Source organism: Streptomyces sp. Z423-1, from assembly GCF_013009255.1.
Taxonomy (GTDB): domain Bacteria; phylum Actinomycetota; class Actinomycetes; order Streptomycetales; family Streptomycetaceae; genus Streptomyces; species Streptomyces gossypiisoli.
On record NZ_CP053109.1, the window covers coordinates 3828428 to 3854907 of the forward strand.

Sequence of the window (26480 nt, forward strand, 5' to 3'; positions counted from 1 at the left end):
TAACTAACGAAGTACGCTGCGTCAAGGGACCGCAGAAGCCCGATAGGGCCTCATCGCCGGCCGACCCCAACAGCGTCGTCGACAACCAGCAACAGGGACCACACATGATCTCCAGCGCCAGAGGCGACGGACACACTGCCGCGGGCGACAGACTCGCCACAGGCGACAGGCAGGCCACGGATGACAGGCACGCCGCAGGCGAGAAGCGCGCCCCGGACGACGGAAACGATCACCGCCGCCGAGGCGCAGCCAGCAGACGCGGTGCGGGCGCACGCCGCGACAACGGCATCCCGGCTGCCCGCACCCCGTCACTGACCGACAGCGCCAGAGCCGTCTTCGCCGTGCTGGCCGAGTCCGGCGAGGCCACCCGCCCCCGGATCGCCGAACTCGCCCGCCTGTCCAAGCCCACCGTCTCGGCCGCCATGACCGAACTGGAGGCCGCCGGTCTGGCGGCCCGTTCGGGCACCGCGCACGGCAACACCGGCCGTTCCGCGGCCGTCTATGGCCTCGGCCCCGCCGCGGGGACGGTGCTCGCCATCGACCTGGGCTCCACCCATACCGAGGTACGGGGCTGCGCGCTGGCCGGCACCGTCCTTGCCGTCCGGACCACCGACGACGGCATTGGACCGGCCGACGCCGTACGGTCCGTCCTCGAACAGTTGACCAGCCCGGGCGTCGGTACGGGCCCGCTCCGCGCCGCCGTCGTCGCAGTCCCCGACGTCGCTGCCGCCCCCGCCAACGGCAGCAAGGGCACGAAATCCGGCCCCGCCCCCGGCCCCCGGCCCGCAACCGCCCGTATCGCCTCCGCCTTCGACGCCCTCGGGCTGCCCGAGGGCGTACCGGTCCACGTGGAGAACAACGTCAACTGCGCCGCGCTCGCCGAGCTGCACGAAGGTGCCGCGCGCGGCCGCAACAGCTTCGGCTATCTGCAGGTCGGCTACGGCATCGGCCTGGGCATCGTGATCGGCGGCCAGGTGCTGCGCGGCGCGAACGGTGCCGCCGGCGAGGTGGCCCGGCTGCCCTACCCGTGGGCCGACGGACAGCGTGCGCATCCCGAGGCCCTGGAGGAGTACGTCGGCGCCCGCTCGCTGCTGTGCCGGGCCGAGGCGTCCTGGCAGGCGGACGACGGAGATCGCCCTGAGTCGGCCGAGCGGCTCTTCGCCCTCGCCGCGGCCGGCCACCCCACCGCGCGCCGTATGGTCGACGGCCACGCCGCGGAAGTCGGCCGGCTGGCCGCGGCCGTGACCGCCGTACTCGATCCGGGCCTGATCGTGCTCGGTGGCGGAATCGGCGCGAACCCGCAGATCCTGCCCGGTGTGCGGGCGGAGCTGGACCGCCTCAGCTGGCCCACCGAGGTGGTGTCCAGCGTGCTCGGCAGCAGCGGCACGGTGCTGGGCGCCACCCGCCTCGCCGTGGCCCGCGGAGTCCGAGCGGTGACCGACGGTGCCCGGACCTGACCTCGACCCGGCCCGGTCCGTCCCAGCCCGCGCCTCGGCCGGCGCCGTAGCCCGTACCTCCCCGACACCCTGGCCCTTCGCGGAAGCCGCGAGTCCGAACCGTGACCCTCGGCATTATGACAGGACATTGACGCCGCCCCGCCCCATCTGTCAGGGTCCCGGGCAAGCGCTTACCACAACCGGCGGGACTCCGGTTCGGGTGAGGTGTCCCGTACGAGGGCGTGCTCGTACTGCCGCTGCGAGGCAGCGAGTGAACCGGGGCCTTCAACCCACTCAAGCGGTGCGGCCGGGCGAGGCCGCGGCCCGCGGAAGCGCTCAATCACAGCGATGGGAAACGGGGCCCTGCTACCACCAGCGGCCGGCGCCGTGCTTGGTCCGCTACGACGAAAAGGGATCGAAGATGATCAGTGTGGGTGTGCGGCGCTCCCGCCGAATGGGCCGCGGCGGCATACGCCGCATGGTTCCCCTCGCTGCCGTGGCCACGGCAGGAGCCCTTCTGCTCTCCGCCTGCGGGTCGGGGTCCGACTCGGGCGGGACCTCCAAGTCGCTGACGTTCTGGATCTCCACGGTTCCGGGGCAGGACGCGGGCTGGAAGAAGATGGTGGCGCAGTACAAGAAGGAAGCCGGCGTCGACGTCAAGCTCGTCAACATCCCCTACGACGGCTACGACGCGAAGCTGCGCAACGCCGCGCAGGCGAACTCCCTGCCCGACGTGGCGGCAGTGCCGAAGCTGGACCCGATCTGGTCGAACAAGTTGATCGACCTCAGCCCCATCGTCAACAACAAGAGCAACAAGATCAACACCAACTTCGTCGCCAAGGACTCGTCCGGGAAGGTGCTGTCCATCCCCTCGGACGTCACCGCGTCCGGCCTGTTCATCAACAAGTCGCTCTTCGAGAAGGCCGGCGTCTCCTACCCGACCTCGCCCGAGAAGACCTGGACCTGGACCGACTTCATCAAGGCGGCGGACGAGGTCCGGGAGAAGACCGACGCCAAGTACTCCCTGACGTTCGACCAGTCGCCCTCCCGGCTTCGCGCCATGGTGTACGAGATGGGCGGCAAGTACGTCCACGCGGACTCCTCCGGCAAGTTCTCGGCGGACGCGGCGACCAAGAAGGCCGTGAACTACTTCGTCGGACTGAACGACGACAAGACCATGCCGAAGTCCGTGTGGACCAGCGGCGCCGACCCGTCGGCCATGTTCCAGAGCGGTGACGTGGTCGCCTACTGGTCCGGCGTGTGGCAGGTCGCCTCCTTCGCGGAGAGCATCACAAAGTTCGAGTGGGCGAGCGTCCCGACTCCCGCCCAGCCGGTGCAGGCCAGCGACGTCAACAGCGGCGGCATGATGGTGGGCTTCAACAACAACGCCGACGCGGCCACCGCCACGGAGAAGTTCATGTCCTGGCTGTACGAGCCGGACCACTACCGCGAGCTGTGTGAGGCGTCCGGGTTCCTGCCCGTCGAGAGCGGTCTGAACCCGGAGTACCCCTTCGAGTCCGAGGCGGCGCAGGCGGCGTTCAAGCTCTACAACGAGTCGATCCCGCTCTACGACCCGATCTCCGGCTACTTCAACACCGCGCAGACGAACTGGGTGCTGAAGGGCAAGAGCCTCACCGAGGACCCGACCAAGACGGAGCTCGGCAAGGCGATCAACGGCCAGCAGTCGGCCGACGAGGCCCTGCAGAACATCGTGGACGGCTACAACCAGCAGGTCGGCGGCTGAGCGTAGGCCGGCAGGCCCGGGCGGCGGGGTCGAGGCACCGCCGCCCGGGCCCCGGGCGCCCACGTGTTGCCGGGCTCATGGTGTGAGCCCACCGCAATCCATTCCACCAGCACGGAGTCAGGAAGATGACAAAACGCGCCTCGGACGTGACCGTGAGCCCGCCCAGGAGACGCAGTAAGTACACCCTTGCGCCGCTCGTCCTCATCGCGGGCAATGTCGTGCTCTTCGCGCTGTTCTTCGCCTGGCCGGCGGTGATCGGGCTCGTCTACTCCTTCACGAACTACACGGGCGTAGGGGCGTTCCAGTTCGTCGGACTGGACAACTACCAGGACCTGGCTGGGGACTCCACCTTCTACGGCGCGCTGACCCGGACGCTGCTGTACACCGTGCTCTTCGTTCCGCTGAACTTCGTGCTCTCGCTGCTCATCGCCAACGTGCTGGTGAGCAAGCACGCCAAGGGTGTGTCGGTCGCCCGCGTCTTCTTCTTCATCCCGTGGCTGCTGTCGCCCATCGTCGTGGGTGTCCTGTGGCGGTGGCTGTTCGGTGAGAACTTCGGACTGGTCAACGACGTCATCGAGAAGTTCGGCGGAAGCGCGGTTCCGTGGCAGTCGAACGCGGACCTGTCGCTGATGGTGGTGGTCGTGGCGGCGTCCTGGGCCTGGACGGGCTTCTCGATGCTGCTGTTCATCGCGGCGATCAAGAACGTACCGGTGTCCTACTATGAGGCGGCCTCGCTCGACGGCGCCGGTCCGTGGCGCCAGTTCATCAGCATCACACTGCCGAGCATCGCGCCGACTTCCTTCATCGTCATCCTGCTCAACACGATCCACGCGATGAAGGAATATCCGCTGTTCGCCTCCCTCAACAACGGCGGACCCGGAACGTCGAACAACCTGCTTGTCCAGTACATCTACCAGACCGGCTTCAAATCGGGCCAGATCGGCTACGCGAGCGCCGCGTCGTTCGTGCTCATGCTCATCCTGATGGCCGTCGCGATCATCCAGCTGATCGTCAACCGGCGGGTGGAGAACCGATGACAACCACAGACATGCCACGCCCTGTCGACGCTGAGCCCGGACGGGCCGTTCCCAAGAAGCGGTCCCGCGGCGCGGCCGGCGGTGGGCTTCGGCGCGCGGTGCCCGCGACGACACTGCTGTGGGTCCTTGCGGCCATCTACGGGTTTCCGGTGCTGTGGTTCGTCCTCAGCTCCTTCAAACCGGCGGGAGACTTGTTCACCTCGCTGTCGCTGTTTCCGAGCGACCCCACCCTGTCGGGCTATCAGGCAGCGTGGGACGGCGCCAACTTCTCCCAGTACTTCATCAACACGGCCATCGTGTGTGTGATCGCGACGATCCTCACGGTGGGAGTCAGCTGCTGCACGGGGTACGCGCTGGCCAAGTACGACAACAAGTGGCTCAAGGTGTTCTTCATCTGCATCCTCGCCACGACGATGCTGCCGGGCGAGGTCATGCTCGCCCCGCAGTTCCTGGTGGTCCGCGACCTGGGCCTCTACAACTCGCTCGCCGGCATCATCTTCCCGGCCCTGCTCACCGCGACCGGGTGCTTCATGTTCCGCCAGTTCTTCCTGACGGTCCCCGACGAGCTCATCGAGGCCGCCCGCATCGACGGGGCGCGTGAGCTGTCGATCTTCCTGAGGATCATGGTGCCGGTCTCCCGGCCCATCATGCTGACGCTCGCCATCCTGTCGTTCCAGTGGCGGTGGAACGACTACATCTGGCCGCTGCTGATGCTCAACGACCCCGAGAAGTTCACCGTGCAGATCGGCATCCAGAGCCTCGTCGGCGCGCAGAACATCAACTGGTCGGTGGTGCTCGGCGGATCGGTCATCTCCATGATTCCGCTGATCGTCGTCTTCCTGGTGTTCCAGCGTTACGTCATGAACGCCGACATCAACGCCGGACTGAAGGACTGACCTTGCCCACCCCCCTCGACCACGAGTTCGTCCGCGCGGCGGCCCGCGCCGCCGACCGGTCGGCCGTCCCGCTGGCGACCGGCCCCGACGAGGAACCCGCCGGTGTGCCCCACCGTGCTCTGGCCCGCCGGGTGAAGACCCTGGTCGCGGCGTACCGTTCCACGGACTCGGCACTGCACGGCAGCGGGCAGGCCGTCGCCGCCGCGATGACCCACCTGCGCGCCCTGCGGGCCGTGCAGACCGCCACCGGCCTCTTCGCCGGCGGCGACAACGTGCAGTCACCGCCGGACTCCGCGTTCACTGTCAACGACGTGTGCGACGCGCACGTCCTCGCCGCCGGCGCGGGGCCGGAACTGCACGACGTCACGGCCGCGCTCGCCGAGATCGCCGGCGCCGCCACCGGCAGTCTCCTGACCGGCGGGGTGCACACCCCGAACCACCGCTGGGAGCTGTGCGCGGCACTGGCCCGGCTGCACCGGTCGTTCCCGGACAACCGGCTGCTCGACCGCGTCGAGGAGTGGCTCTCCGAGGGCGTCGACATCGACGCGGAGGGCCTGTACTCGGAACGGAGCGCCAACTACGCGGCCCACGTGTCCAACCCGTCGCTGCTGCTGCTGGCCGGCGTCCTCGGCCGCGCCGACCTGCTGGCCGCCGTAGAACACAACCTCGCCACGACGCTGGACCTCATCAGGCCGGACGGCACGGTGGAGACCGTCCACTCGCGACGACAGGACCAGAACCACCCGTTCCCGCTGGCGCCCTACCTGCCGCACTACCGGCTGCTCGCGATCCGCACCGGCCGGGGCGACTTCAGCCGGGCGGCGCAGCTGGCGGCCACCGGCGGCATCGACGACCCCGACCTGCTCGCCGAGACCCTCCTCACCCCGGACCTGTGCCGCGTCCTGCCTGCCCCGGCCGCGGAGACATTTCCACGCGACCGGTACATCACCACCGCACGCCTCGCCGCACGCGCCTCGGCCACCGCGCACACGGTGGTGTACGGCGGCTCCGACGTGCCCGAGCACCGGCGCATCCGCTCGGGCCTCGCCTGCAATCCCACCTTCCTGCGCCTGTTCGCCGGAGACGCCGTCCTCGACGCGGCCCGCCTCTCGCGGGGGTTCTTCGACCTGGGCCCGTTTCGCGCCGCCGGCATGCAACAGCCCGCCGACAACCGGTACCGGCTCACCGAAACCCTCACGGCCGCCTACTACCAGCCGCTCCCGCCGGACCAGCGACGGGACGACGGCGCCTACCGGCTGGCGGACGAGGGACGCTTCTCGGCCGCGATGACCTTCCCGGACCGGCCTCGGGACGAGGTCTCACACACGACCCGCGTCGAGGTGGACCTGAGGGAAGACGGTGCCGACCTGCGGATCGACATCAGCGGACCACGGGTGCCCTGGGCCCTTGAACTGACCTTCCGGCCGGGTGGCGTGCCAGAGGGCGCTGCACCGATCGGCGACGGACGCTGGTGCCTGACGACCGGGCCGATGACCTACCGGGTCGGTGACGACGAGATCCGGATCGAGACCGCCGTCGAGACGGGCGAACCGCTTGCTGGGCCGGACCGGAGCGACGTACTGCGGTACGACCCGGGCCAGGACTACACCGTGGTGGGCGGCACCGACGCGACGACCGGGAACCGTGTCTACATCGGTGGACTCGGCCCGCACACCCTGACCGTCGCCCTGCGCGCCCGCCGGCCCGCACCGGTCGTGTGACCCCGACGACCCACACCATGGCCACCTCAGGCATGAAGGGCTGATCCCCGTGCTGCTCCCGCACCAGCGCACCTCCCTGCACGACCAGCCCGACAGCCCCGAGGCGTACGACGCCGTGCCGGCACGCGTCGCCGCCGAGGCCCTGGACCGGATCACCCCCGACGGCAACCTCGAACGCCCCGGCTGCACGGACGACATCGGCGACACCTCGCTCGGCATCTCCTCGCTGCTGGCGCTGACGTGGCGGCGCACGGGCGACGACCGGCTACCCGAACCTGCGCCTGCGCGACTCCGGTGAGCCGTACGCCCGTTACGTACTCGGCGACGGCGCGCACCCGATCGGCGACTGGCCCAGCACGGTCTGGGCGCTGCTCCAGGCGGTGAATCTGCTGGACATCGGCCAGGGCCTGCTGTCCGACGAGCAGTCCGGCGCACCATCGGCTGTGTGGTCGGCGGTCTCAGGCTCGCCCGCCACCTGCCAGGCACGGAGGCGGAGGGCGTCCGCGAGACGGCCATGCGTCTGTACACGGAGGAGATCCGCTCCCGCCGGCTGCCCGACCGGGGCGCGCTGCTGCCCGCCGAGCACGGGGGCGCGTACGACAACAACTACGGCCCCATCTCGCTGTCCTTCCTCGCCCAGGCCCACTGGGTCAGCGGCGAGCAGGTGTTCGTCGAGGACGGCGACGACATCGCCCGCTATATCGACGCGCGGCTGTCGTCCTGCGGCTACGACGTCGGCGGGCCGCGCTACAGCGAGCAGCACTCCGGTTTCGAGGCGGTCCTGGGACTACGGTTCTTCAGCCGCCGTATCCGCGCCGACCTCGGCCGCTACCGCGGTGACACCCGGTGGGGCTACCACGCCGCCGGTCCGGACGGCGCCGCCATCAGCTGCGCAGCGCCCGTGTCTCCGTCTCCTTCGACAACGTGCTGACGCCGTCGCTGATCGAGGCCGCCGGTACGCTGCTGCCCGCGGCCGCCGACCGCCAGCACGGCATCGGACCGCCGTACGGCTGGCCGGCGGGGGCAGCTTCCTGCTGACCAGGCCGATGGGCGAGGTGCGGGTACGCGACGCGGCCGCCCCCGGGCTCATGGCGAAGCTGGTCACCAAGCCGGTGGTCAGCGCCGCGCAGGTCCTCGTTCACACCCAGTCGCTGTACGTGACCGACGGGACGTCGCTGTGGCTGACGGTGGCCCTGGAGGTGGCGGGTCTGGACCTGTCCGAGCGGGCGGGGCGGCTCGCCACCGACGGCGCGCTCCACGCGGGCGGTCTGGCCGTCACCGGCGCCGCCGGGATCGCGGTCACCACGCCCGACTGGCCGGGCACGGACTCCTCCGCCTACTTCAACTCCCCCGACACCATCGGTCTCACCCAGGAGCAGGCGGCCTTCCGGCTGGCCGCCGACCCGCGCGGCTACGGCAACCCGGATGCCGGCTGGCGCCACACGGTCGCGACCACGGCGTTCGAGGCGGACCCTGTGCCGGTCGCCCCGGGCGGGCTGACCGTCTTCGCGGTCCGCTACGGGCCCGCCCACGCCGACGAGCCGTTCGCGCCGGTCTTCGAGCGCACCGACACCGGCCTGCTCGTCACGACCGAGGCGTTCTCCGCGCTGATCGGCTCACCCGAGGGGGATGCCACGGGCGAGCCGGTGCTGGAGCTGCGGGTGCCCGGTGGACGGCTCAGCGCAGCTTCTGCGCCACCTCGGTGGCCCAGTAAGTAAGAATGTTCTGCGCCCCGGCCCGCTTGATCCCGGTAAGCGATTCCACAATCGCCTGATCCCGATCGATCCAGCCCTTCTCGGCAGCAGCCTCGATCATCGAGTACTCACCAGAGATCTGATAAGCAGCCACCGGCACATCCACCGCATCCGCAACCCGAGCGAGAACATCCAAATACGGCCCGGCAGGCTTCACCATCACCATGTCGGCCCCTTCCTCCAAATCCAGGGCCAACTCGCGCATCGAATCCCGCACGCTGGCGGGATCCTGCTGGTACGTCTTCCGGTCCCCCCGCAACGACGAGGCGACGGCCTCCCGAAAAGGCCCGTAGAAAGCAGACGCGTACTTCGCGGTATAGGCGAGGATGGCCACATCCTCCCGCCCGATCTGATCGAGGGCGTCGCGGATGACCCCGACCTGCCCGTCCATCATCCCGCTGGGCCCGACCACATGGGCCCCGGCATCGGCCTGCACCTGAGCCATCTCGGCGTACCGCTCCAGGGTCGCGTCATTGTCGACACGCCCCGCGGCGTCCAGCACCCCGCAATGCCCGTGATCGGTGGTCTCATCCAGACACAGATCGGACATCACCAGCAGCTCATCGCCGACCTCGGCCCGCACATCGCGAATCGCGACCTGAAGAATCCCGTCCGGATCGGTCCCCGGCGTCCCTACCGCATCCTTCTTCGCGTCCTCCGGCACCCCGAACAGCATGATCCCGGAGACCCCGGCGGCCACCGCCTCAGCAGCGGCCTTCTTCAAGCTGTCCCGCGTGTGCTGAACAACCCCCGGCATGGCGGCAATCGGCACCGGCTCACGCACGCCCTCCCGCACAAACGCGGGAAGGATGAAGTCGGCGGGATGCAACCGCGTCTCGGCGACCATGCGCCGCATCACAGGCGTGGTACGCAGCCGACGAGGACGCGAACCGGGAAAGGAACCGTACTTCGACATACTCCTAAGCTACGCCCGCCCCCACCGGCCATTTACCAACACGGCGTCGGCTGAGCGTGAAGCCGCACCCGCCCACGGCGGGAAGGGGCCGTGTCGGCGCGGCCCCGACCACCACCCGCACCGTAGGCGCGACAGCAACCACGCACCCACAACCACAGGCCGCCGCAGGCACGGCGCCGCACCCACCACGGCGCCGCAGCCAACTACGTGGTCCGTCTCCGCCGAGCCCCAGGCCGCCGCTCACTCGGCCGCGTCACCGGATCCCCGGCCTCCAACGCCGCAGCCCGCCGCCGCAGCCCGAAGTCGGCCAGCGCCTCCGCCAGCTTGTGCACGGACGGCTCAGGAGCCATCACATCCACCCGAAGCCCATGCTCCTCGGCGGTCTTGGCCGTAGCAGGCCCGATACAGGCGATCACCGTCACGTTGTGCGGCTTCCCGGCGATACCCACCAGATTCCGCACCGTGCTCGACGACGTGAACAACACGGCATCGAACCCACCCCCCTTGATCGCCTCCCGAGTCTCGGCAGGCGGCGGCGACGCCCGCACGGTCCGATAAGCCGTGACGTCATCGACCTCCCACCCCAGCTCGATCAGCCCCGCCACCAGCGTCTCGGTGGCGATATCGGCCCGAGGCAGGAACACCCGATCAATCGGATCGAACACCGGGTCGTACGGCGGCCAGTCCTCCAGCAACCCCGCCGCCGACTGCTCCCCACTCGGCACCAGATCCGGCTTCACACCAAACGCAACGAGCGCCTTCGCCGTCTGCTCCCCCACCGCGGCGACCTTGATCCCCGCGAAGGCCCGAGCATCAAGCCCGTACTCCTCGAACTTCTCCCGCACGGCCTTGACCGCGTTCACCGACGTGAAGGCGATCCACTCGTACCGCCCGGTCACCAGCCCCTTGACCGCCCGCTCCATCTGCTGAGGCGTCCGCGGCGGCTCGACAGCGATCGTCGGCACCTCGTGCGGCACGGCCCCGTACGACCGCAACTGGTCGGACAGCGAAGCCGCCTGCTCCTTCGTCCGCGGCACGAGCACCTTCCAGCCGAACAACGGCTTGGACTCGAACCACGACAACTGCTCACGCTGAGCCGCGGCGGATCGCTCCCCGACCACGGCTATCACAGGCCGCCCACCCTCGGGCGACGGCAGCACCTTCGCCTGCTTCAGCGTCTGCGCGATGGTGCCCAGCGTCGCGGTCCACGTCCGCTGCCGCGTCGTGGTCCCCGCGACCGTCACCGTCATCGGCGTATCGGGCTTGCGCCCGGCGGACACCAGCTCACCCGCAGCCGCGGCGACGGAATCCAGCGTCGTCGACACGACCACGGTCCCGTCCGACGCCCCGACCTCGGTCCAGCACCGATCGGAAGCCGTCCGCGCGTCCACGAACCGCACATCCGCACCCTGCGCATCCCGCAACGGCACACCGGCATACGCCGGCACCCCGACCGCGGCCGCGACACCGGGCACGACCTCGAACGGAACACCCGCCGCGGCGCACGCGAGCATTTCCTCGGCGGCGTACGCATCAAGTCCCGGGTCCCCGGACACCGCACGGACGACCCGCCTGCCGCCCCGCACGGCCTCCATGACAAGATGTGCGGCATCCCGCACTGTGGGGACACCAGCGGTTGTTGACGCGCCGTCAACAACCGTCAGCTGAGGCGTGCCCGTGCCCGGACCGAGGTCCGAAGAAGGACCCGGCTCCGTGTTCACGACGGCGACGCCCGGCCTGGCGTGCGTGCGTACCACGTCGAGCACCTCGTGCTCGGCGACGAGTACATCAGCGTTCGCCAGCGCCTCGACGGCGCGCAGAGTCAGCAGTCCCGGATCCCCGGGTCCGGCACCGAGGAAGGTGACGTGCCCGTGTTCCGGACCGGCGGCGGGAAGGGTGGTGGGGCTCAATGTGCTCGCTCCCCCATCAGACCGGCCGCGCCCTGGGCAAGCATGTCGGCGGCGAGTTCGCGGCCGAATGCCACTGCCCCGTCGTGCGTGTCGGGCACGGGACCGGTGGTGGACAGCTGCACCGTACGGGTGCCGTCGGTCGTGCCGACGACGCCCCGCAGGCGCATTTCCTTGACAGTCTGCCCGTCGGCCAGCAGGTCGGCGAGCGCCCCCACAGGGGCGCTGCAACCGGCCTCCAGGGCGGCGAGCAGTGATCGCTCGGCGGTCACGGCGACCCGGGTGAACGGGTCGTCGAGTTCCCCGAGCGCGGCGATGAGGTCAGCGTCTTGGGCGGTGTTCCCCGCCCTGCACTCGATCGCCAGTGCCCCCTGGCCGGGGGCGGGCAAAACCGTGTCGACCGACAGGAAGTCGGTCACCTCGTCGATCCGGCCGATCCGGTGCAGTCCGGCGGCGGCCAGCACAACGGCGTCGAGCTCGCCCTTGTGGACGTACCCGATCCGGGTGTCGACGTTGCCGCGGATCGGCACCGTCTCGATGTCCAGCCCGTGGCCGCGCGCGTACGCGTTCAGCTGCGCCATCCGGCGCGGCGAACCCGTGCCGATGCGCGCCCCGCGCGGCAGGTCGGTGAACTTCAGCGCGTCCCGGGCGACGATCACGTCCCGCGGGTCCTCGCGCAGCGGTACGGCGGCCAGGACCAGGTCCTCGGGCTGCGTGGTCGGCAGGTCCTTCAGCGAGTGCACCGCGAAGTCGACGTCACCCCGCAGCAGCGCGTCCCGCAGCGCGGTCACGAACACACCGGTGCCGCCGATCTGCGCGAGGTGCTCGCGCGAGACATCGCCGTACGTGGTGATCTCGACGAGCTCGACGCGCCGTCCGGTCACCTGGCTCACGGCTTGCGCCACCTGCCCGGACTGGGCCATGGCGAGCTTGCTCCGCCTGGTCCCCAGCCTCAGCGCCTTCTCACTCATCGTGACCCTCGGTTCTTCTCGGTGCTGTCCTCGGCGCGGGAGACGGAGGCCACCGTCTCGGGGTCGAGGTCGAACAGGGTCCGCAGCGCGTCCGCGTACCCGGCGCCGCCGGGCTCGGCCGCGAGCTGCTTGACCCGTACGGTCGGCGCGTGCAGCAGCTTGTCGACGACCCGGTGCACGGCCTGCCGGATCTCGCCGCGCTGCTTGTCGTCCAGACCGGGCAGCCGCCCGTCCAGCCGGGCGATCTCGCTCGCCACGACATCGGCGGCCATCGTCCGCAGCGCGACCACGGTCGGCGTGATGTGCGCGGCCCTCAGGGCGGCCCCGAACGCCGCGACCTCGTCCGAAACGATACGGCGGACCTGGTCGACGTCGGCCGCCATCGGAGCGTCCGCGGACGCCTCGGCCAGCGACTCGATGTCCACCAGCCGCACCCCGGCCAGCCGGTGCACGGCCGCGTCGATGTCCCGCGGCATCGCGAGGTCGAGCAGGAAGAGCACCGGCTCGGGGCGCGGCACCTCGGTGACCGGCTCGGGCCTGCGGTGCTCGGGGATCCGGCCGACGGTGGCCACGGTCGCGGCCAGCGCGGTGATCAGCTCGGAGTCCACCTCGGGCGCCCGGCGCGCCGCCTCCCGCCGCTCGACCGCGCTGCCGGCGGCCCAGGCGGCGTGCTGCTCCAGCGTCGCCGCGTCCATCCCGGCCACGGCGGCCTCGCCCATCACGGAGAAGCCGGGCGCGGTCAGATCCAGGGGGCAGTTCTCGTCGGCGCCCACCGAGGTGGGCGGCAGCGGCGTCTGCCGTACGTCCGTCTTCGACGAAGTCGTCGAAGTTGCCACAGTGGCCGTACGGGCCTCCGCAGCCGCGTCCGCGACCTGTGCGGGGCGGCCGGCGCGGCCCTCGACCGCGCCGGCGATGTCCTCCGCGCTCAGGACCAGGCCGGTGGCTCCGGTGCAGGAGACGGCGATGTCGGCACGTGTCAGCTCGGCCCGTACCGACTCCATCGGTACCGCCCGGGCCACCACGTCCGTGTCGTCGGCCTGGTTCAGGATCTGCGCGAGGCGCTCGGCGCGGTCGAAGGTGCGGTTGGCGATGACGACCTCGCCGACCCCGGCCCGCGTCAGCGTCGCGGCGGCCAGCGACGACATCGACCCGGCGCCGATGACCAGCGCCTTCTTGCCCCGCGCCCACTTTTCCACGGCCCAGCCGGAGGCCAGCTGCTCCAGGCCGAAGGTGACCAGGGACTGCCCGGCGCGGTCGATGCCGGTCTCGGTGTGGGCGCGCTTGCCGACCCGCAGCGCCTGCTGGAACAGGTCGTTCAGCAGCCGTCCCGCGGTGTGCAGCTCCTGCGCGCGGGCCAGTGAATCCTTTATCTGGCCGAGGATCTGCCCCTCGCCGACGACCATCGAGTCCAGCCCGCACGCCACCGAGAACAGGTGGTGGACGGCCCGGTCCTCGTAGTGCACGTAGAGGTACGGCGTGAGCTCGTCCAGGCCGACCCCGCTGTGCTGGGCGAGCAGCGTGGACAGCTCGGCGACACCGGCGTGGAACTTGTCCACGTCGGCGTACAGCTCGATGCGGTTGCAGGTGGCGAGCACCGCGGCCTCGGCGGCCGGTTCGGCGGCGACCGTGTCCTGCACCAGCTTGACCTGGGCGTCCGCGCTCAGCGCGGCCCGCTCCAGCACGCTGACCGGGGCGCTGCGGTGACTCAGTCCGACGACGAGCAGACTCATGCCGGCATCACGGCGGGTACGTCCCCGTCGGGCCCCTGGTCGGCGGACTCCTTGCGTGCGACGGCGGCCGGGCCGCCACCGTCGGGGGTCGCGACCTCCTCGCCGGCCTTGCGCTGCTCGTGGAAGGCGAGGATCTGCAGCTCGATGGAGAGGTCGACCTTGCGCACGTCGACGCCGTCCGGCACGGACAGCACGGTCGGCGCGAAGTTCAGGATGGAGGTGACACCGGCGGCGACCAGCCGGTCGCACACCTGCTGGGCGGCGCCCGCGGGGGTCGCGATCACGCCGATCGACACGCCGTTGTCCTGGATGATCTTCTCCAGGTCGTCGGTGTGCTGCACCGGGATCCCGGCGACCGCACGGCCGGTGAGCGCGGGGTCGGCGTCGATGAGCGCGGCGACCCGGAAGCCGCGGGAGGCGAACCCGCCGTAGTTGGCGAGCGCGGCGCCGAGGTTACCGATACCGACGATCACAACCGGCCAGTCCTGGGTGAGGCCGAGTTCGCGGGAGATCTGGTAGACGAGATACTCGACGTCGTAGCCGACACCACGCGTGCCGTAGGAGCCGAGGTAGGAGAAGTCCTTGCGGAGCTTGGCGGAGTTGACGCCGGCCGCGGCCGCGAGTTCCTCGGACGAGACCGTGGGTACCGAGCGCTCCGACAGCGCCGTCAGGGCTCGGAGGTACAGCGGAAGACGGGCGACGGTGGCCTCGGGAATCCCTCGGCTACGGGTCGCCGGTCGGTGAGTTCGGCCAGTTGCCACGGTGCTCCTGCGGGTTGAGCGGGGCTGCAGGCGGTCATACGTCCCCGGACCGCCCCGTCGAAAGCAGGCTATGTCTTTGTGAACGCGTGCACAAAGATTGTGTCCGATTTGTCCGGCCAACGTGACCGGGGTCACGCGTGCTCGGCTACTCGGTCAGCGCCTTGCGGAGGCGGTCCTCGTTCACCCGCCAGAACGTGTGCTGCTCGCCGTCCACGAGGACGACGGGGATCTGTTCCCAGTACTTGTCGTGGAGTTCCTGGTCCTGGGTGATGTCCTGCTGCTCCCACGACACACCGAGGTCGGCGCAGACCTTCTCGATCACGACCTGTGCGTCATCACACAGGTGACAGCCTGGCTTACGGATGAGAGTGACCACGCGGTCCTGCGGAGAGCGGGCCGGGGTGGCGGCCTTGCGGCGGAAAATCGGGCTCATGACGGCCATTCTCGCGCCGCGACACGCGCGTTGTTGAACGGTGCGGTCGCGGGGATGCTCAACGGCACGGAAGCGGGGATGTTTTACGGCACGGACGCGGAGAGTTCACGGCGTTCCAACCTCTCGGCTCCGGAACCCCCGAACAGAATGGCTATGCTCACGTCATGGCCGCTCTTGGATGGCTCACTCCCCGTAGGCGCTCCGCCACGGCGCGGAGCGTGTTGGCAGGCGAGGCCGCGGCGGAGGCCGCGCGCAAGACACAGGACACCTCCGTCGCCGCCGTTGGCGCTGTTGGCGAGGAGCCGGAGTTTCCCGTGCGCGGCGACGAGAAGGCCGCCGCGTTCTTCGACCTCGACAACACCGTGATGCAGGGCGCCGCGCTGTTCCACTACGGGCGTGGGCTGTACAAGCGGAAATTCTTCGAGACCCGTGATCTCGCCAAGTTCGCGTGGCAGCAGGCGTGGTTCCGGCTGGCCGGGTTCGAGGATCCGGACCATATGCAGGACGTGCGGGAGTCGGCGCTGTCGATCGTGAAGGGGCATCGGGTGGCCGAGCTCCAGTCGATCGGCGAGGAGATCTACGACGAGTACATGGCCGAGCGGATCTGGCCGGGGACCCGGGCGCTGGCGCAGGCGCATCTGGACGCGGGGCAGAAGGTGTGGCTGGTGACGGCCGCGCCGGTGGAGATCGCGCAGGTCATCGCGCGGCGCCTGGGGCTGACGGGTGCGCTCGGGACCGTGGCGGAGTCGGTGAACGGCGTGTACACGGGCAAGCTGGTGGGCGAGCCGTTGCACGGGCCGGCGAAGGCGGAGGCGGTGCGGGCGCTGGCCGCGGCGGAGGGGCTGGACCTGGCGCGCTGCGCGGCGTACAGCGACTCGCACAACGACATTCCGATGCTGTCCCTGGTGGGACATCCGTACGCGATCAACCCGGACAGCAAGCTGCGCAAGTACGCCCGGGAGAAGGACTGGCGACTGCGGGACTACCGGACGGGCCGCAAGGCCGCGAAGGTCGGCATTCCGGCTGCGGCTGGGGTCGGGGCGGTGGCGGGTGGTACCGCCGCGGCCATCGCGCTGCATCGTCGGCGGCGGTAGCGCGCGCCATGCCTGCGGCAGCCTGCGCGGGTGCGCGGGTCCTCCCGTAGTCAGCGGCACCCCGTTGCGCCGGGCTGCGTCACGCCCCGGTCTCAGTTGCAACGCCGGGCACATTCGAAACGCGTGCCAATCCAGACCCCATACCCACACAGCAGCCCGCCCAGTCCCCTCACCCGCACCCGGCCACAACACGCCCCGTACCGACCGCGAAATCGAGCCCCATCGGTCAACAAGCTGTCACTTTGCGGCACTTGATCGGGCGTCAATCAGTTACGGAAGCGACGTAATCGGTGATTTGAGCAACTGGGCGTAGCAGCGCCTGCACGAAGCGTTATTCTCCTCAGACGCAAACCGGTACCCCTCCCGTCGCTACGACGGGTGAAAGGTCCCGCACTGCACGTGATGGAAGCTCTGCCTCTGGGAGTCTCGTGTACCCACACGTCGGGGTTGACGCCTCGGGCCTGGCTACGCTGCGCGCAACGGTCCAAGACCTGTTGCGCGGCTTCGTCCCCACCGCGTATGCCGTCCCCGCATTCACCACCGCCGCGCCGGTCGGCCCGTGCTATGCACTGGCCGACGGCACCGCCGCGGTCGGCAGACGAGGCCGCTCGGCCGGAGCGGCCACCGCACGCCGTCCGGCCGCCGACAGCGACAGCGCCCGGATGATGGACCTCGTGGAGCGCGCCCAGGCCGGCGAGGCCGACGCGTTCGGGCGGCTCTACGACCAGTACAGCGACACCGTGTACCGGTACATCTACTACCGGGTGGGAGGGAAAGCGACCGCCGAGGATCTGACGAGTGAGACCTTTCTGCGGGCACTGAGAAGGATCGGCACGTTCACCTGGCAGGGGCGCGACTTCGGTGCGTGGCTGGTCACCATCGCGCGGAATCTGGTCGCCGATCACTTCAAGTCCAGTCGCTTCCGGCTGGAAGTGACCACCGGCGAGATGCTCGACGCCAACGAGGTCGAACGCTCGCCCGAGGACTCCGTGCTGGAGTCCCTCTCCAACGCCGCCCTGCTGGACGCGGTACGGCGGCTCAACCCCCAGCAGCAGGAGTGCGTGACGCTCCGCTTCCTCCAGGGCCTCTCGGTCGCCGAGACCGCCCGCGTGATGGGCAAGAACGAGGGCGCCATCAAGACCCTCCAGTACCGCGCCGTGCGCACCCTCGCCCGCCTCCTCCCCGACGACGCGCGCTGAGCGCCGCGCACCGAGACACACACTCAGCGATCTCCAACTCACCGTCTGTGACAGGCCATTGGCTTCGCCGTCCGTTCCTCCTCCGTCCGTAACCCAAGTGCCGCGCCGCTCGTTGTGCGGGATGCAGGCTCCCTGTGGTCACTCCCTGGCTGACTCCCATCCCTCGATCGTGTGGTTGTGGCCGGGGCGTGCAACCCTCAGGACCCCCTGGGGAGTCGACCGTCATGACGAGAGGAGGTGCCGCCAGTGATCGCGAACGTATCGGCGCACCGGCGGGCGAACGCCTTCGCCCAGGCCCTGGAGGAGCAGTCCGAGCGGGGCACGGCGGCCGAGCAGTCCGAGGAATCGGCCCCGGCTGCTGCGGAACAACCGACCGAGCAGGGCCGCCTGTTGGCCCTCACGGCCGGTCTTGGCGCGTTGCCCAAGCCGGAGCTGGATCCCGAGGTCAAGGTCGTCCAGCGGGCGCAACTGGTGGCCCAGTTCGAAGCCATGCTGCAGGAGGGCGGCGGGGCGGCAGCCGATCCGGCCTTGCCCGAGCAGCGGTCCATGCGGGGCCGGGGCGCCCACCGGGCCACACCGCTGGGCAAGTTCCGTCCGCGTACGCGCCTGGCCAAGGGCCTCACCGCCGGCGGGCTCAGCGTGGGTGTCGCCGCCAGTGCCTTCGGCGGAGTCGCCGCCGCCAGCGGGAACGCCCTGCCCGGCGACTCGCTGTACGGGCTCAAGCGCGGCATCGAGGACTTCAAGCTCGGTCTCGCCGACGGCGACGACGAGCGCGGGCAGATGTACCTCGACCAGGCGTCCACCCGGCTGAACGAAGCCCGTCGGCTGATGGAGCGCGGTCGCGGCGGCCACCTCGACCACGAGTCGGTCGGCGAGATCCGCCGCGCCCTGTCCGGCATGAAGCACGACGCGTCCGAGGGCCACCGGCTGCTGACCGCGGCGTACGAGCGCGACCCCGAGTCGCTGGGCCCCATCCAGGCCCTCTCCACCTTCTCCCGCTCGCACCGCGAGGCCTGGGGCGCCCTGCGCGAGCGGCTGCCGGTGCAGCTCGGGGACGTCAGTGAGCAGGTGTCGTCGGTGTTCGCCGCCATAGACCAGCAAGTCGCCCCGCTGCAGTCCCTGCTCCCGCCGCCCCCGGCCCAGGACGGCAGCCGAGGCGACAGCGAGCGACGCGGCACCGGCAGCGGGCCCGCCGCGGGTACCACCGAGTCCGGGCGCGGCTCGACGGCCCCCAGCAGCGGCAGCGGCTCCTCCTACGGCGGCGACACCGGCAGCGGCGGCCCGAGCCGCTCGGCCGAGTCCGGCGGCGAGATCGACGGCCTGCTCGGCGGCAACACCGGCGGCCTGCTCGACCCGCCGAAGGACATCGGCAGCGCCTCGCCGTCGCAGAGCAAGCCGCCGACGGCCGAGCCCGACGTCACGCTGCCGCCGCTGCTCCCGGGGCTGCTGCCCGGGCTGGGTCTCGATGCCGAGGACGCCGAGTAGCTTTCCGCTAGTACGACGACGGGGGCGTCCCTTGTGGGAGGGGCGCCCCCGTCGTCGTATCAGGCGTCCTGTCAGTCGTCGTGCCAGGCGTCGTGTCAGAAGAAGACCGAGCGGCGTTGCACCAGCAGCTTGTACAGGGTGTGCTGGATCTGTTCCCTGACCTGGTCGGTCAGGTTGAACATCAGCATCGGGTCCTCGGCCGCCTCCGGCGGATAGCCGTCCGTGGGGATCGGCTCGCCGAACTGGATCGTCCACTTCGTGGGGAGCGGGATCGCGCCCAGAGGGCCGAACCAGGGGAACGTGGGCGTCAGCGGGAAGTACGGGAAACCCAGCAGGCGGGCGAGCGTCTTCGAGTTGCCCAGCATCGGGTAGATCTCCTCGGCGCCGACGATCGAGCACGGGATGATCGGGGTGCCCTGGCGCAGCGCGGTGGAGACGAAGCCGCCGCGGCCGAAGCGCTGGAGCTTGTAACGCTCGCTGAAGGGCTTGCCGATGCCCTTGAAGCCCTCCGGCATGACGCCCACCAGTTCGCCCTGCCCGAGGAGGCGTTCGGCGTCCTCGGCGCAGGCGAGGGTGTGGCCGAGCTTGCGGGCGAGTTCGTTGACGACCGGGAGGACGAAGACCAGGTCGGCGGCGAGGAGGCGGAGGTGACGGCCGGCCGGGTGGTGGTCGTGCACGGCGACCTGCATCATCAGGCCGTCCAGCGGCAGCGTGCCGGAGTGGTTGGCGACGATCAGGGCGCCGCCCTCGGAGGGGATGTTCTCGATGCCCTTCACATCGACCCGGAAGTAGTTCTCGTACACCGGGCGCAGCAGGGACATCAGGACGTGGTCGGTGAGTTCGGCGTCGTAGCCGAAGTCGTCGACCTCGTAGTCGCCGGTGAGGCGGCGGCGCAGGAAGGCGAGACCGGAGGCGATGCGTTTCTCCAGACCGCCCTCGTCGGGGAGCGGCTGCTGCTCGGGCTCGTCCGGCCCCTGTTCCTCGTGATGCACGGGGACATCATCCTGCGCACGTGTCCGGCTGGGCAGGGGCTGGACCTCGCCCACCTCGCGAACCCGTGCGGGCTCCCCGCCGGGCCGCCGGCTCCCCCCGCTCCGGCCGCGCCGCGGCGGCCGCTGTACGGCGCTCCCGCGGGACCGGTCGTCGTCGAACGGAATGACCTTGGCGTCCGCCATCGTTGATGCGCTCCTCAGTTGGCGCTCTGCGTCGGGGGGTGGCCGCCGCCCGCGACGGGCAGCGCGGCGATCCGGTCGACGGCCCCCGCAAGAGCCTCGGGCGGCAGGAGTCCGGGTCCGCGGCTGCGCGCGAAGTCCGCGAACGTTTCCGCAGTGGTGTACTTCGGCTGGAAGCCCAGCGTCTCGCGCATCTGGGTCGTGTCCACCACCCGGCCATGGGTCAGCAGTCGGATCTGCTCGGGTGAGAAGTCCGTCATGCCCAGGGTACGCACCAGTGAGCCGGCCCACGTGACGGCGGGCAGCAGCAGCGGCAGGGTGGGGCGTCCGAGCCGCCGGGAGCACTGGGAGAGCAGCAGGACGCCGTCGCCGGCGATGTTGAAGGTGCCGCTGTTGAGGGTGCCCCGGCGCGGCTCGTGCGAGGCGATCCGCAGTACCTCGATCACATCGTCCTCGTGCACGAACTGCAGCCGGGGGTCGTAGCCGAAGACGGTCGGCAGGACGGGCAGCGAGAAGTATGAGGCGAGCGGTGAGTCGGCGCAGGGGCCCAGGATGTTGGCGAGCCGCAGCACGCACACCGCCACATCCGGCCGGCGGCGCGCGAACCCGCGTACGTACCCCTCGACCTCCACCGTGTCCTTGGCGAAGCCGCCGCTGGGCAGCGACTTGGGCGGGGTCGTCTCGCTGAACACGGCCGGGTCGCGGGGCGCCGAGCCGTAGACGTTCGTGCTGGACTTCACCACCAGCCGCCGTACGGTCGGGGACTTCTGGCAGGCGCCGAGCAGCTGCATCGTGCCGATGACGTTGGTCTCCTTGACCGTGGCCCGGTTGCCGCTGCCCAGCGCGGTGGCGGTGACGTCCATGTGGACGACCGTGTCGGCGGCCGTCTCGGCCAGCACGCGCGCGATGGTGGGCTGCCGGATGTCGGCCCGGATGAAGTCCGCGCCGCCCAGATGATGCTCGGGCGGTACCGCGTCCACGGCGACGACCCGATCGACGTCCGGGTCCCGCTGGATCCGTCGGACGAACCGGCCCCCCAGCTGACGGGCCACTCCGGTCACGAGCACGACCTTGCCCAAGATCCGCGCCTTCCTTCCAGCCCTCGTACCGCTGCCGAGTTCCCCGTCTGCGGCCAACTTAGCGGTTTGTCGTTGCGCTGTGATGACCGCCCGCTGCACCAAGTGAGCGGAAATCGCTCCGCCGGGATATGCGTGTGGCCCCCCACCGGACGGGGTGGGGGGCCACAGCCACGCTTTCGCGGCGTTGCGGTGCGTCGTTACTTCTCGCTACTTACTTCTTGTTACGACGCTGAACGCGCGTGCGCTTGAGCAGCTTGCGGTGCTTCTTCTTGGCCATCCGCTTGCGCCGCTTCTTGATAACAGAGCCCACGACTACCCTCGCTCACTTCTCATCACTCGGTGTTTGGGCGCCATGGGCCCACACGACCTACGAGGGGCTAGCCTACCCGCCCGAGCGCTGAGGTCGTAATCGAGGTGCACGGGGAGATCGAAAGTGCCCTGTACTCGATCTCCCCGGATCGCCGTCAGGCGGTTTCCACCCCCACATAGCTGTCGCGGAGGTACTCGTGAACCGCGTTCTCGGGGACGCGGAAGGACCGCCCCACCCTGATCGCGGGCAGATGACCGCTGTGCACCAACCGGTACACGGTCATCTTCGACACTCGCATCACCGAGGCAACCTCCGCCACGGTAAGGAACTGAACCTCACTCAGAGGCCTCTGATCTCCAGCTGCAGCCATGACACACCTGAACCTTCCGCACTCGACTCGACGGCCACCGGCTTCCCCTTCCGGTGACTCTTCGTCGCTGCGTGCTCACTCCCCAGACTAGGGGCGGGTGATGCGAGTGGGGAAGAGGTGCACCCATCGGCGGCCTACTGTGACAGACACGCCCGATTGAGTACGTAGCGGGTAAGCGGCCGGTAGTAACCAGACCGCACAGCGTCATCAAGTGGAACGACGACGGACAACCGCCCCTCGGCCTCGCCGACGAACAGCGCGGGATCGTCCGTGTCGGCCAGACCGATGGCCTCGAACCCCAGCTGACCTGCTCCGCAGACCCATCCGTGGTCCCCGATCACCAGCTCCGGGAGGGTCCCGCCGGCCTCGGCGATCGCGGCCAGAACGGTCCGAACCGGGAGGGGGGAATGGGTGTGTGCGCCGGTCGCACAACCGGAGCCGGGGGCGCCGGGTTCCCGCACCAGCGCAACGCCTCGTACGTAATCAAGGTCGTACGTGCGTAGGCCGAACCTAGTCGTTATGTCGACAGAGCGACCCTTCGCCGGGGTGAGGACGGCACATCCGGCCGCCGACAAGGCGTCCGCCAAGGCGCCGTAGAAACCGAGCAGCCGGTGCGGGTGACCGGTCCCGAGCAACACGGGCGCACCACGCTGTGCGACTACGGCGAGCCGTTCCGAGAAAGCTTCCAGCGCGGCGAGGGTCAGTTCCGGGTCGATCACATCCTGACCGGAGACGCACCTCGGATCGCTGGATACCCCACACCTGTCCGCCATCAACCCGATCAAATCCCGCTCGGTCCAAGCCCATTCGGGGTCAATCCCGATCAACAGCCGGGGATCGCGGGCCGCGAAGGCCCGATAGCTGCGCAGGCTCTCTTCCCGGGAGGTGGCGACAGGGCCGGCCAGCCGGGCGGCCAGGAGGTGCGATCTGAGGTGAGCTCGGCGGGGCGTGGTGGGGGTGGGCATGGGGGGATGGTGACGGATGGCGGGTGGGGGGTGGGGTGGGAATGGGGGAAGGGGGCTCGGTTGGCGTAACGGGTATGGCGATGCCAGCGGCTGCGCACTGCGGGCAGTCGTAACCTGCGGACAGTCCGTACCTGCGGTGCGGACAGTCGTACCTGCGGGCAGTCGTACCCAACCGGCCCAGCAACCCCTACGCCAGCAGCCCCCGCAACGGAAACACCGCCCGCCGAGTGGCCAGCACCGCCTGATCCAGCCGATCCGCAGGGTCGTACCCGGCCTCCCAGCCCCGCCACGACACCGGCCACCGCCCATCGGTCATCCGCACCGGCGCCAGCTGCCGAGTCCGGGCAAAGACCTCGTGCCGCCACTCCTCGGGAATCATCGCCTCGGGCGCCACCTCCCGCCCCGCCACGATCCCCACCAGATGAGTCCAGGACCGCGGCACCACCTCCACCACCGCGTAGCCGCCGCCGCCCAGCGCCACCCAACGCCCCTCGGCGTACTCATGCGCCAATTCGTGGCAGGCGACCTGCACAGCCCGCTGCGCATCCAGGGAAACCGCCAAGTGCGCCAACGGATCCTCGAAATGCGTGTCGGCCCCATGCTGAGTCACCAACACCTGCGGCCGGAACTCGGCCACCAGCTCCGGCACCACCGCATGAAACGCCCGCAACCACCCGGCGTCCCCCGTCCCGGCCGGCAACGCCACATTCACCGCCGATCCCGCCGCGGCCCCCTCCGCCCCCGTCTCCTCCGGCCACCCGGTCTGCGGAAACAGCGTCCGAGGATGCTCGTGCAAGGAAATCGTCAGAACCCGGGGATCGTCCCAGAAGGCCGCCTGCACCCCGTCCCCGTGATGCACATCGACATCCACATAGACGACCCGCTCGGCTCCCAGTTCCAGCAACCGGGCGACAGCCAGCGAGGCATCGTTGTAAATGCAGAACCCCGACGCCGCCGCCGGCATCGCATGATGCAGCCCACCCGCGAAGTTCACCGCGTGCAACGCCTCCCCGCGCCACACGGCCTCCGCCGCCCCCACCGACTGCCCGGCGATAAGAGCCGACACTTCATGCATCCCGACGAACGCCGGATCGTCCAACGTCCCCAGCCCGTACGACTGGTCGGCCGCCCCCGGATCCACCGACGCGGCCTTCACCGCCGCGATGTAGTCCTCCCGGTGAACCAGCCGTAGCGTCGACTCCCCCGCCGCCTTCGCGGCCACGACATCCATCTCACGATCGAGCCCGAACGCCTCGACCAGTCTCCGGGTCAACGCCAGCCGAACCGGATCCATCGGATGGTCCGGCCCGAAGTCATAGCCCGTTACTGCCTCGTCCCACATCAGCTGTGCGCGGCCGCTCATGCCCGCCACCGTATCGGTCCGGTTGAGCGGCGAACGACCGGGCGTACACGAGTGTCACCAGCACCAACACCATCGGCACGAGCATCGCCCCCCGATAGCTCCAGGCATCCCCCAACGCCCCCACCAACGGCGAACCGACCAAAAAGCCCACATAGTTGAAAACATTGAGCCGCGCCACGGCCGCATCCGAAGCCCCCGGAAACAACCTTCCACCCGCCGCGAACGTCTGCGGAACCAACACACACAACCCCAGCCCCAGCAACGTGAACCCGACCATCCCGACCCACGCCCCAGGCGCCCCGGCCACTACCGCGAACCCCACCGCGGCGACCACCCCCCCACTCCGTACGACCCCCACGGCCCCGAACCGCCGCACCCCGAAGTCGCCCAGAGCCCGCCCCACCAGCGTCGTGACCATGTAGACGTTGTACGGAACCGTCGCCAGTTGCTCCGAGCTCCCCAGCACATCCTGCAGATACTTCGCGCTCCAGTTGGAAACGGTCGCGTCCCCGATGTACGCGAAGGTCATCACCAGGCACAACGGCAGCAACGCCCGGAAGGCGACACTCCCGGCCTCACCCCCACTGGCCACACCACCCGAGCCCCGGCCGCCCCCATCGACGTACCACCGGCTCCCCACCAGCGCAGCCGGCAACAACACCCCCACGACCGGCAGATACGACACGACCAGCGCCAGCTCCCAGTGCGCCCCCACCCACGCCAGCGAGGCCCCGACGATCCCCCCGAGGCTGTACGCGGCATGAAACCCGAGCATGATGCTGCGCCCGTACGACCGCTGCAGGCTCACCCCGAGCATGTTCATCGAGGCGTCCAACGCCCCCACGGCGAGCCCGAACGCGGCCAGCGCCACCCCCAGCACCACCATCCGCTCCCCGGCGCCCACTCCGACCAGCGCCAGGAGCACAACGGGCTGGGACCACCGCAGCACCGAGCTGGGCGGTATCCGCTTCACCATCCGCTCGGTCACCACGCTCCCGACCCCGGCCAGCACCGGCACCGCGGCCAGAAACGCCGGCAGCAACGCGTCGGACACCCCGTACCGGTCCTGGATGGCCGGAATCCGCGTCACCAGCAGGGCAAAGGCCACCCCCTGCGCGAAGAAGCCGAACGCCAACGAGGCCCTACCGCGCCGCAGCACACGAGTCATGGCGGCGAGCGTAGGGCCCCGGCGTACCGCTGGGTATATCCAGCCAAAGATGAATTGCGCTCAGCTTCATCTGAGCAGGTCGGCCAACTCCCCCATGTCGGCGAAGAGTCCGGTTGCTCCCACCAGCTTGCCGGCCGGCGTCATGGCCGTGAACCCGTACACATCCATCCCGGCCGCCACGGCCGCCTGCACCCCGCGCGGGCTGTCCTCGACGACCACACAGCGCTCCGGCGCGACCCCCATCCGCTCCGCCGCGTACAGGAACAGATCCGGTGCCGGCTTCCCCCGTCCCACATCCTGCGAGCTGAAGATCCGCCCGTCGTCGAACCACCGCTCCAGCCCGGCCACCCGATGCCCCACCCGAATCCGCTCATGGCTCCCCGAGGAGGCCACACAGTACGGCACCCCGTCCGCGGCCAGTTTCTCCAGCACCTCCCCGGCCCCGCTCACCGCAGTCAACTCCCGCTCGAACGCGGCGAAGACCCGCGCGTGAAAGACTTCGTCGAACTCGGCCGGCAACCGCAGCCCCGTACGCTCCTCGATCAGCTCATGGATCCGATGCATCGCGGACCCCATGAAGTCCCGAATGGAGTCCTCGTACGTCGTCGGATGCCCCAACTCGGTGAGATAGGCCGCCAGATGCCGGTTGGAGATCGGCTCACTGTCGACGAGAACACCGTCGTTGTCGAAGATGACCAAGTCATAGCGCATGCTCCAGACCCTAAACGCAGAAAGCCCCCGCATCATCCGATGCGGGGGCTTTCCCAAAAATTGTTCGGCGGCGTCCTACTCTCCCACAGGGTCCCCCCTGCAGTACCATCGGCGCTGTAAGGCTTAGCTTCCGGGTTCGGAATGTAACCGGGCGTTTCCCTCACGCTATGACCACCGAAACACTATGAAACTGTCCAGCCGGACCACCCTCACGGGGCGGGACTGTTCGTGGTTTCAGAACCAACACAGTGGACGCGA

Annotated in this window: 22 protein-coding genes, 1 rRNA gene and 1 pseudogene; 9 read left to right on the plus strand and 15 right to left on the minus strand. The window is 69.8% G+C overall.

Going from position 1 to position 26480, the window contains the following annotated elements:
* Window positions 1–104 precede the first annotated feature (104 nt).
* The 6 genes and pseudogenes from HJD23_RS17125 to HJD23_RS17150 all read left to right on the plus strand — a co-directional run bounded on the left by HJD23_RS17125 (window position 105) and on the right by HJD23_RS17150 (window position 8552).
* Window positions 105–1457: an ROK family transcriptional regulator gene (locus HJD23_RS17125; RefSeq protein ID WP_171112666.1), complete on the plus strand. Its 1353-nt coding sequence runs from the start codon at window positions 105–107 to the stop codon at window positions 1455–1457.
* 400 nt (window positions 1458–1857) lie between these two features.
* A complete protein-coding gene (locus tag HJD23_RS17130; protein ID WP_171112667.1) occupies window positions 1858–3180 on the plus strand; it encodes an extracellular solute-binding protein in 1323 nt (440 codons plus the stop codon).
* A 125-nt stretch (window positions 3181–3305) separates the two neighbouring features.
* Window positions 3306–4217, plus strand: a complete 912-nt coding sequence (locus tag HJD23_RS17135) for a sugar ABC transporter permease (RefSeq protein WP_171112669.1) — start codon at window positions 3306–3308, stop codon at window positions 4215–4217.
* The gene (locus tag HJD23_RS17140; RefSeq protein ID WP_171112671.1) at window positions 4214–5113 is read left to right on the plus strand and encodes a carbohydrate ABC transporter permease; all 900 of its coding nucleotides are present in this window, start codon (window positions 4214–4216) and stop codon (window positions 5111–5113) included. The genes HJD23_RS17135 and HJD23_RS17140 overlap by 4 nt, the downstream gene beginning before the upstream one ends.
* Before the next feature lie 2 nt (window positions 5114–5115).
* On the plus strand, window positions 5116–6834 hold the full coding sequence (locus HJD23_RS17145) for a hypothetical protein (protein WP_171112673.1): 1719 nt from the start codon (window positions 5116–5118) through the stop codon (window positions 6832–6834).
* A gap of 49 nt (window positions 6835–6883) precedes the next feature.
* Window positions 6884–8552 (plus strand): annotated as a pseudogene (locus HJD23_RS17150) (hypothetical protein).
* Here the strand turns inward: HJD23_RS17150 and hemB are convergent.
* The 6 genes from hemB to HJD23_RS17180 form a co-directional block, all read right to left on the minus strand.
* Window positions 8512–9504, minus strand: coding sequence for a porphobilinogen synthase (hemB, locus tag HJD23_RS17155; protein WP_171112675.1), 993 nt, complete (start codon window positions 9502–9504; stop codon window positions 8512–8514). The pseudogene HJD23_RS17150 and the gene hemB sit on opposite strands and share 41 nt — an antisense overlap.
* Before the next feature lie 203 nt (window positions 9505–9707).
* A complete protein-coding gene (locus tag HJD23_RS17160; protein ID WP_171112677.1) occupies window positions 9708–11414 on the minus strand; it encodes a bifunctional uroporphyrinogen-III C-methyltransferase/uroporphyrinogen-III synthase in 1707 nt (568 codons plus the stop codon).
* The gene (hemC, locus tag HJD23_RS17165; RefSeq protein ID WP_171112679.1) at window positions 11411–12382 is read right to left on the minus strand and encodes a hydroxymethylbilane synthase; all 972 of its coding nucleotides are present in this window, start codon (window positions 12380–12382) and stop codon (window positions 11411–11413) included. Before hemC ends, HJD23_RS17160 begins: the two co-directional genes overlap by 4 nt.
* Window positions 12379–14112 (minus strand): glutamyl-tRNA reductase, encoded by a 1734-nt coding sequence (locus tag HJD23_RS17170; protein ID WP_171112681.1) that lies wholly within the window; start codon window positions 14110–14112, stop codon window positions 12379–12381. Before HJD23_RS17170 ends, hemC begins: the two co-directional genes overlap by 4 nt.
* The gene (locus HJD23_RS17175) at window positions 14109–14873 is read right to left on the minus strand and encodes a redox-sensing transcriptional repressor Rex (protein ID WP_171112683.1); all 765 of its coding nucleotides are present in this window, start codon (window positions 14871–14873) and stop codon (window positions 14109–14111) included. Before HJD23_RS17175 ends, HJD23_RS17170 begins: the two co-directional genes overlap by 4 nt.
* Before the next feature lie 145 nt (window positions 14874–15018).
* The gene (locus HJD23_RS17180) at window positions 15019–15315 is read right to left on the minus strand and encodes a glutaredoxin family protein (protein ID WP_171112684.1); all 297 of its coding nucleotides are present in this window, start codon (window positions 15313–15315) and stop codon (window positions 15019–15021) included.
* Between the two features lie 155 nt (window positions 15316–15470).
* Between HJD23_RS17180 and HJD23_RS17185 the strand changes: the two genes are divergently transcribed.
* The 3 genes from HJD23_RS17185 (at window position 15471) to HJD23_RS17195 (ending at window position 19084) form a co-directional block, all read left to right on the plus strand.
* Window positions 15471–16400 (plus strand): HAD-IB family hydrolase, encoded by a 930-nt coding sequence (locus tag HJD23_RS17185; protein WP_171112686.1) that lies wholly within the window; start codon window positions 15471–15473, stop codon window positions 16398–16400.
* Between the two features lie 428 nt (window positions 16401–16828).
* Window positions 16829–17599, plus strand: a complete 771-nt coding sequence (locus tag HJD23_RS17190; protein WP_171112688.1) for an ECF subfamily RNA polymerase sigma factor, BldN family — start codon at window positions 16829–16831, stop codon at window positions 17597–17599.
* Between the two features lie 246 nt (window positions 17600–17845).
* Window positions 17846–19084 carry a DUF5667 domain-containing protein gene (locus HJD23_RS17195; protein ID WP_171112690.1) on the plus strand — a complete coding sequence of 413 codons (1239 nt, stop codon included), beginning with the start codon at window positions 17846–17848 and terminating at the stop codon, window positions 19082–19084.
* A 95-nt stretch (window positions 19085–19179) separates the two neighbouring features.
* Here HJD23_RS17195 and HJD23_RS17200 read toward each other — a convergent pair whose 3' ends face one another.
* The 9 genes from HJD23_RS17200 to rrf form a co-directional block, all read right to left on the minus strand.
* Window positions 19180–20259 (minus strand): lysophospholipid acyltransferase family protein, encoded by a 1080-nt coding sequence (locus tag HJD23_RS17200; protein ID WP_171112692.1) that lies wholly within the window; start codon window positions 20257–20259, stop codon window positions 19180–19182.
* Between the two features lie 14 nt (window positions 20260–20273).
* Window positions 20274–21335, minus strand: a complete 1062-nt coding sequence (locus HJD23_RS17205) for an NAD-dependent epimerase/dehydratase family protein (RefSeq protein ID WP_171112694.1) — start codon at window positions 21333–21335, stop codon at window positions 20274–20276.
* A 211-nt stretch (window positions 21336–21546) separates the two neighbouring features.
* A complete protein-coding gene (locus HJD23_RS17210) occupies window positions 21547–21645 on the minus strand; it encodes an AURKAIP1/COX24 domain-containing protein (RefSeq protein ID WP_003948845.1) in 99 nt (32 codons plus the stop codon).
* A 154-nt stretch (window positions 21646–21799) separates the two neighbouring features.
* Window positions 21800–22015 carry a helix-turn-helix domain-containing protein gene (locus tag HJD23_RS17215; protein ID WP_141316280.1) on the minus strand — a complete coding sequence of 72 codons (216 nt, stop codon included), beginning with the start codon at window positions 22013–22015 and terminating at the stop codon, window positions 21800–21802.
* A gap of 134 nt (window positions 22016–22149) precedes the next feature.
* Window positions 22150–22980 (minus strand): phosphatase, encoded by an 831-nt coding sequence (locus HJD23_RS17220; protein ID WP_171112696.1) that lies wholly within the window; start codon window positions 22978–22980, stop codon window positions 22150–22152.
* A gap of 187 nt (window positions 22981–23167) precedes the next feature.
* A complete protein-coding gene (locus HJD23_RS17225; protein WP_171112698.1) occupies window positions 23168–24343 on the minus strand; it encodes an acetoin utilization protein AcuC in 1176 nt (391 codons plus the stop codon).
* On the minus strand, window positions 24294–25511 hold the full coding sequence (locus tag HJD23_RS17230) for an MFS transporter (protein WP_171112700.1): 1218 nt from the start codon (window positions 25509–25511) through the stop codon (window positions 24294–24296). Before HJD23_RS17230 ends, HJD23_RS17225 begins: the two co-directional genes overlap by 50 nt.
* 66 nt (window positions 25512–25577) lie before the next feature.
* On the minus strand, window positions 25578–26222 hold the full coding sequence (locus tag HJD23_RS17235) for an HAD family hydrolase (RefSeq protein WP_171112702.1): 645 nt from the start codon (window positions 26220–26222) through the stop codon (window positions 25578–25580).
* A 62-nt stretch (window positions 26223–26284) separates the two neighbouring features.
* A 5S ribosomal RNA gene (gene rrf, locus HJD23_RS17240) occupies window positions 26285–26401 on the minus strand.
* Window positions 26402–26480: the final 79 nt, after the last annotated feature.